This window comes from Nocardia sp. NPDC004151, assembly GCF_042874235.1.
Lineage (GTDB): Bacteria > Actinomycetota > Actinomycetes > Mycobacteriales > Mycobacteriaceae > Nocardia.
This window is the reverse complement of record NZ_JBIAMR010000009.1, coordinates 341,798-348,195: the sequence shown is the minus strand read 5'-3', so window position 1 is coordinate 348,195 and position 6,398 is coordinate 341,798. Positions and strand designations below refer to the sequence as shown.

Annotated in this window: 5 protein-coding genes; 4 read left to right on the top strand and 1 reads right to left on the bottom strand. The window is 71.4% G+C overall.

All coding sequences use genetic code 11. The features are described from left to right. Positions 1-171: 171 nt before the first annotated feature. Positions 172-714: a lipoprotein LpqH gene (locus ACFYTS_RS22410; RefSeq protein ID WP_387306878.1), complete on the bottom strand. Its 543-nt coding sequence runs from the start codon at positions 712-714 to the stop codon at positions 172-174. A gap of 148 nt (positions 715-862) precedes the next feature. Between ACFYTS_RS22410 and ACFYTS_RS22405 the strand changes: the two genes are divergently transcribed. The 4 genes from ACFYTS_RS22405 to ACFYTS_RS22390 are packed head-to-tail and all read left to right on the top strand — an operon-like array spanning position 863 to position 6,397. Next, positions 863-2,290, top strand: coding sequence for a hypothetical protein (locus ACFYTS_RS22405; RefSeq protein ID WP_387306906.1), 1,428 nt, complete (start codon positions 863-865; stop codon positions 2,288-2,290). Further along, entirely contained in the window at positions 2,287-3,384 is a 1,098-nt protein-coding gene (locus ACFYTS_RS22400) for a hypothetical protein (RefSeq protein WP_387306876.1), read from the top strand. Before ACFYTS_RS22405 ends, ACFYTS_RS22400 begins: the two co-directional genes overlap by 4 nt. 2 nt (positions 3,385-3,386) lie before the next feature. Continuing rightward, positions 3,387-4,901, top strand: a complete 1,515-nt coding sequence (locus ACFYTS_RS22395) for a tetratricopeptide repeat protein (RefSeq protein ID WP_387306874.1) — start codon at positions 3,387-3,389, stop codon at positions 4,899-4,901. Then, the gene (locus ACFYTS_RS22390; protein ID WP_387306872.1) at positions 4,898-6,397 is read left to right on the top strand and encodes a hypothetical protein; all 1,500 of its coding nucleotides are present in this window, start codon (positions 4,898-4,900) and stop codon (positions 6,395-6,397) included. Before ACFYTS_RS22395 ends, ACFYTS_RS22390 begins: the two co-directional genes overlap by 4 nt. Position 6,398: the final 1 nt, after the last annotated feature.

Genomic DNA, 6,398 nt, shown 5'->3' with positions numbered 1-6,398 from the left:
TCGATGTCTTGTGGGCCATGCTGCGCGACAACAGAGTGTTCACCCCCGCCCCGCCGGTCGCGCAAACGGCTTGACTTAGTCATTGAGATTCTCCTGATTCGAAGTCGTGGTGGTTGCCGGCCCCGCTCGTGCCAGGCGACACGAGCGGGGACAACGTGGGGCCGGGCCGGGTCAGCCGACGATGGTGGAGCAGGCGAAGACGATCTCGAACTTCTCGGTCTTCGGGCCCGCCATCGGGTTCGACAGGTCCACGCCGCCGACGCCCTCACCGGACACCGTGTAGGTGTTGCCGCTCTTGGTGACCTTCGCCGAACCGCCCGGCATGCCGTTGCCGAAACCCACCGCGTACGGCTGGCCGTTCGCGCCCCCCTTGGTGCCGGTGATGCCGACCGCCTGCACGGTGTTGTCGCCGGTGATGGTGGCGCTGGCGGCGAGGGTGCCGTAGATGGCGTTGCTCTGGTCGGCCAGCGCCAGGGCCAGGGTGCCCGCCTGCTTCACGCAGGTGGTGTCGAACTTGCCGCTGATCGCCTTGCCGTCCACCGACGCGGACGACGCGCCGCCGGCCGGAGTCGCGGAACCCGGCGCGGCGGAAGTCGCGGCGGTGGTCGGGGAACCCGACTTGGAATCGCCGGAGCTGCAACCGGTCACCAGCAGCGCGGCCGCGGCGGTGGCGGCGAGGACGGCGGTGGTGAGGCGGATCGGCTTGGTGTTCATGGTCATTCCTCGTTCTCGTGATGGTGGCTCCGGGGTGGAACCGATGCCAGAACAGTAGGAATCGGCACCCGGCCTACCGATCCCAACTTCCGAGGCGCGCGGGCCGGGGAAACTGCGATAACGTGGGCGAATGCGACGACCGCGGGCCATGGTGCTGGATGAGGTCTGGCACCGCCTCGCCGGTGTCGAACCCCTGAGCGGACCCCACGGCGGGCCCCTCCGGCGCACCGTGAAGCTGATCCTGGATCCCCTGGTGATCCGGCCCGTCCAGCACCCGTCCTGCGCCGGAGCCATGCTGACCGCCGACGGCGCGGTGCTGCTCGCCGCCCGCGTCCACGCCGCCGCCGACGTCCTCGCCGCCACCGCCGCCTGGTTCACACTGCTCAAGCAGACCCGGCGCGCGCTGCGCATCACCGAGGGCAATGCGCAGGATCTGTACTTCCAGCGCTGTTTCGAACTGGCAACCGTCTCGGGTCGGCCGGATCCCGTGCGGGACCGGCCCGCTGCCGAAGCGGCGCTGCGCGAGATCCACGGGGTCACCGCGGGGCGCACCACCCAGGCGCTGCGGGAGTACCTGTCCGAACCGGAGCGGTCCGGGGAAGTGGCCGAGCTGATCGACACCGCGTGGCGGCGGCGCCCGCTGACCGAGGTCCCCGATCACGCGGATCTGCTCGGCGAACTCGTCGACGCCTGCGCCGCAACCCGATTCGACGATGCCGATGATCAGCCGGACCTCGACGACGCCGTCGCGGCGTCCGTGGGCACGCACACCGGGATTCGGCTCTGGAACGGTGAGATCGGCAGTACCGCACAGGAACTCGGACTCACCCTGTACCCGCGGCCGCAACCGCCCGGGGTGGGAGCGTCGGCCGCTACCGCCACCCTCGGCCTACCGCTCGACCGCACCATTCACGAGCGGGTCTTCACCGTCCTTCAGGCCTCCAGCGAACGCGCCGACCTGCCCCCGATTCCGGACCTCGTCGACGCCGAGATCGCCCGCGCCTGCTCGCCCTGGGCGCTGCTGGACGAGTCGCTGCGGGTGGCGGCGGCCGCGGGAGCCAGGCTCGCGGTCACGTTGCGGCCCCTCGGCGACCACCGTGGACACGGGCCGAACAGCAATGGCGGGAGCGTGGTTCCGCCCCAGGCCCGAGCAGGTGCGCGGGGTGCGGCGACCAGCTCGCCCAGCATCACCCCGGGAGCCCACGGGGCCGCAACCGATTCGGGGGACCCCGCCGCCGGTGGCGCGGCCGCGCGGCTGATCAACGGGCGCTGGCAACGCGAGGCCTACGTCTTGCAGGCTCGGCGGATGGCGGTACACCTGGACGCCGTCGACGGGCCACTGGGCGCCATCGCCGCCGATCTGCGGGTGCCGTGGCGTCCCTACCTGCGCAGGTTGTGGCCGCGGCTGCACGGACGCGATGTGCGCGAGTTCTCGGTGTACGCCGCCGACGAACTGTGGGACCTTCTCGACGGTGTCGCCCGCTCGGTCATCCTGGACCACCGCATGCGGGTGAAGAAGGCCCTGGCCGCCACCGCCACCGCCGAGCCAGAGGGTCTGGAATCGAGGGCGGGATGACGAACTCGACCGTCGCCATCCGCCGCGGTCCCGCCGCGGTACGTGTCCTCGTCCCCGATGGCGCGGCGGCCACCTCCGCCGCCGGCCCGGAAACCATGGTGCTCGAGGTGATCGGCGGTCTCCTGACCTGGAATGTCCTTGCCGCACAAGACTTCCCTATCGCGAACATCGACGATGTCGATGCCGCCCAGGAGTGGGTGTGGGCCGTGTACGGCGAGCCGGTCGCCGTGGCGCTGGACGCGGTGCGGCCGCACGCCCGCGAACTCGGCGCCGGCCACGAGGACTCACCTGGCTCCGCGGGTCCGCACGGACACCGCCTGACCGAGGCCGTGGCGGCCCCCGGGCTCCCGGCGCTCGCGGCGAGTGCTCGCAGACTCGCGTATGCGCACTGGGCGGCCCGGTGGTGGCCCGCATCGACCCTCGACGGGATCGCCACCCTCGACCCGGTACTGCTCGACCGCGACATCGCGCTGCTGACCGAGGAGTGTGAGTCGCTCCTCGATGGGGACGACGCGGTTCCGCCACTGGTTCGGAATTCTGTCGAATCCTCGCTGCGGGCTTCGGATTACGCGCTCGCGGCCGGTGACGGTGACCGGATCGGCGCCGCCATGGTGCTCGCCCGCGGCACCGGCGGCTGGGACTGGCGGCTCTGCCCGCCCGGCCTGGTCGACGCCTCCGAATCCGCAGTGTCCTGGCAGGTCCTGCGGGCGGCCGGGGCCACCACCGTCGCCATTGCCGTAGCCGCTCACCCCGAGCTGCCCGCGGCGGTGCCCGAGCATCTGCGGCCGTGGGCCCGCGTCGACACCGGGCGTGGTGAGCTGCGCACCGCATTGCGTCCGGATCGCGACAGCTGGATCGGCGAATCCGTGTTGCCCGCACCGGCTTCCACGGTGGATATCGCCATCGGAGTCCCGGGCTTCGGGCCCGACCTCGAGGCCGATCCGCAGGCGGCGTCGCAGGGTGCGGTGCGTCAGCGAATTCGCGACTTCGCGGCCGAACGGCTCCGGACGGCGTCGACCCAGGTCGCTGACGACGGTCCCTTCGCGCCATTGCTCGCCGAAATAGACGCCGCCGCAGGTGATTCGGACTTCTGAGCATGAGCACTGGTATCGACGAGAGCGCGGGTGGGAGTCCACTGCTGCGCGCCGGGGCGGAGGCCGTGGCGCGCGGTGAATTGCTGGAGGGGCTGCGGATATTCGAGCGGGCCGTCGAGGTCGAGCACGGGGATCTGCGGTTGTGCGCACTGGTGGACGTGGCGGTGATGACCGATCGGCTGGGGGATCACGCCGGGGCGGCAGCACGGTTCCGGGAAGCGCTGACGCAGATGCGGAAGGACGCGCCCAGGATGTACCCCGGCGCGCTGATCGGCTTGTCACAGGCCTTGCAGAACCTCGGGGATCTGGACGGGGCGCAGGCGGCCCTCGAACAGGCTCGGGAGGTGCTCGGGTACGAGGGCGCGCCGGGCGATCTGCGGCTGGCGTGCCTGGTGTCCGCCACGGCGATCGCTCTGCATCGGCAGCAGTGGTGGCGCGCGTTGGAGCTGGCCGGTGAATCGCTGGATGCGGCACGGCGGTTCGGGCCGGAGCAGGCCGGGCATCCGCTGATGAACCTGGCCGCCGCGCACTTCGAGACCGGGCGCTGGGAACTGGCCCAGGATTTCGCGGGGCAGGCGCTGGCCGCCTTCGAAGCCGTCGCCGACCCCGGCGGCGTCGCCGAGACACAGCAGAACCTGGCATTGATGCACACGCGCACAGGCGCTTTCGATGAAGCGGAACCGCTGCTGGCCGCCTCCCAGGAGTATTTCGAGGCGGCTGGAATGGCGCATCGCGCGGGTATCGGTCTCAAGGTCATGGGGTTCATCGCCGAGCGGCGCGGGCGGACGGGGGTGGCGGACGAACAGTACCGAGCGGCGCTGCACCGGTTCGAGGAGTCTCAGGCCGTGGTCGACGCAGCAGACGTACGACTTCGATTGGCCACCAACGCTTTCGCGGCAGGAAGGTACGAGGACGGTGAGTCCGAGCTGGCGGCGGCGCGCGGAACCTACGCCGCTCGCGGCCTCGGGCTGCACTGCGCCCAGCTCGACTACTGGCACGCCGGACTCCTGGAACCGCTCGTCGCGCACGTGCCCGGCCTGCTGGCGCGAGCGGTGGATCTAGCGGTCCCGGCGGCGCTGGCCTTGGACGCCATCCGCTACGAGCTCCCCGACGGCACCCAACGCGACTCCTGGAACCGCCGCATCGTGAATCCCGCCCTGCGGCTCGCCTTCCGGTACGCCTACCTGGCCGGGGACGCCCGGCTGGTAGCCGACCTCATCGAAAATCAGTGCGCGGGAACAATCCTGGACATCGACCGGCTCGCTGTGGACCCGCCCGCACCGCTGGACCTGTTCGAACCCTTCGATCCGCCCTCGGACTCGGCGGCCGCGGTCCAGGACGCACTGCAACTCGGCACCGCCCTCGCCGCGGTGGCCGCGGGCGCGGGACTGCCCGTCACGCCACCGCCCCGTATCGCGGTGCGACCGGACGGCCACATCGCCCTGTCCGCCTGGCTCGATGCCGCCGAACAACGCTACGGCCGCCGCGTCCGCACCGACCGCGTGATCCCCGCATGACGCCCACCGTGCTGGTCCGCATGGCGGATGCGGGAGATCTCTTCCTCACCTGGCGATGGACCGATGACAGCGCGCCCGCCGGTGTCGGGGTGGTGCCGGAGGAGCAGGTGGAGGCGGCCATGAGCAGGTTCGCCGCCGCACTGCCTGCGCCTGGGGTGGCGGGTGGTCTCGAATCCGCGCTCACCACGGGTGAACTCGCCACGCTGGAGTCAGAAGATGCGCTCGCGCAATACCTCTCATCGGTCTTCCTGCCCTACAATCTGGCCGTGCGGCTGCACGAGCACTACGTCCAGGGCATTCGCGCGCATATCCGGATCCAGCCTTCGCCGCGCACCGCGCAATTGCCGTGGGAGCTGATCGCCCCCGACCAGGATGTCCGCCTGCTGGATATCGCCGACGTCAGTGTGCTCGCGCCGACCGGCATCGTGCACGCGCCCGCCCGGATCGCGCGGTCATGGACGGAAACCCGCGGCCTGCCGGTGGTCGCGGTGCTGGATCCCCGGGTGCCCGGCTTCCGCGCCGACTCCGCGCTCGGATCGGTGCTCGGCCGGATGGACTCCGCAGCAGCGCCTTTGGCCGCGCTGGTCGCCGGTCACGCCGCTGACGGCCGGCTCGCCCCGGCCGTAACCGATCCGGTGGAGGCGTTCCGCCGTACCGATCTCGATCGCGCCTGGCTCAGCCGCGCCCTGCACGCGGGCGCCGCCCGCCTGCTCTACGTCGGTCACGTCACCGCCGCCGCCCCCGAATCCGGCCGCAGCGAATCGGCCACCCTGCACCTGTCCTGTACCGCCGCCAGCCCGGGCTGCGCGCCCGCCTACCGCGACCACCGCCCGCTCTCGGCCCGCGACCTGCTGCTGGGCACGCACGCACTCGCGGCGGACCCGAGTTCCGGCAACATCGGCGATGATCTGGGCTACGGCCCCGGCATCGTGGGCAATCGTGCCGGGAGCGATGGCGAAGGCGCTGGGACCCTTGGCGACGGTGCTGGGACTACTGGCGATGGCGCCGAGAGCGTGGGCGATGACTCTGGGAGCGTTGGCGATGGCGCCGTGAACGCGGGCGATGGCGCTCGGAACGTGGGCCGTGGCGAGATGGGCAATGATGTTGGCGGCGCACGTGTTCCCCGGACGGGACCCGAGATCTGGCCGATTCCGAGCCGGGTCGCGCTGATCGCTTGTGAGAGCGGCGGCGACCTGCGTTTCGCCGAACCTCTCGGCCTGGTGGCTGCCATGCTCACCGGCGGCGCGGAACTGGTTACCGCCGGCCGCTGGCCGTTGCCCACCGATCTGGCCTTCCACCGGTTCGCGGGCATCACCGCAACCGTGCACCCGTTCCAGGAAGCCGTGTGCGCCATCGACTCCGCGCACGAGTCTCCCGACCCGGTGGCCGCCCTCAACGCCTGGCAACGCACGCACCTGGCCGCGTGGCGCGAGACCGGCGCGATCGAGCATTCCCCGCTGATCTGGGCCGCGTTCGCCACCGTCGATACCCGCTGAA

Bases quoted from the DNA above. Each gene is read 5' to 3' on its own strand.
- ACFYTS_RS22410 (WP_387306878.1), bottom strand. From the start codon at position 714: ATGAACACCAAGCCGATCCGCCTCACCACCGCCGTCCTCGCCGCCACC.
- ACFYTS_RS22405 (WP_387306906.1), top strand. From the start codon at position 863: ATGGTGCTGGATGAGGTCTGGCACCGCCTCGCCGGTGTCGAACCCCTG.
- ACFYTS_RS22400 (WP_387306876.1), top strand. From the start codon at position 2,287: ATGACGAACTCGACCGTCGCCATCCGCCGCGGTCCCGCCGCGGTACGT.
- ACFYTS_RS22395 (WP_387306874.1), top strand. From the start codon at position 3,387: ATGAGCACTGGTATCGACGAGAGCGCGGGTGGGAGTCCACTGCTGCGC.
- ACFYTS_RS22390 (WP_387306872.1), top strand. From the start codon at position 4,898: ATGACGCCCACCGTGCTGGTCCGCATGGCGGATGCGGGAGATCTCTTC.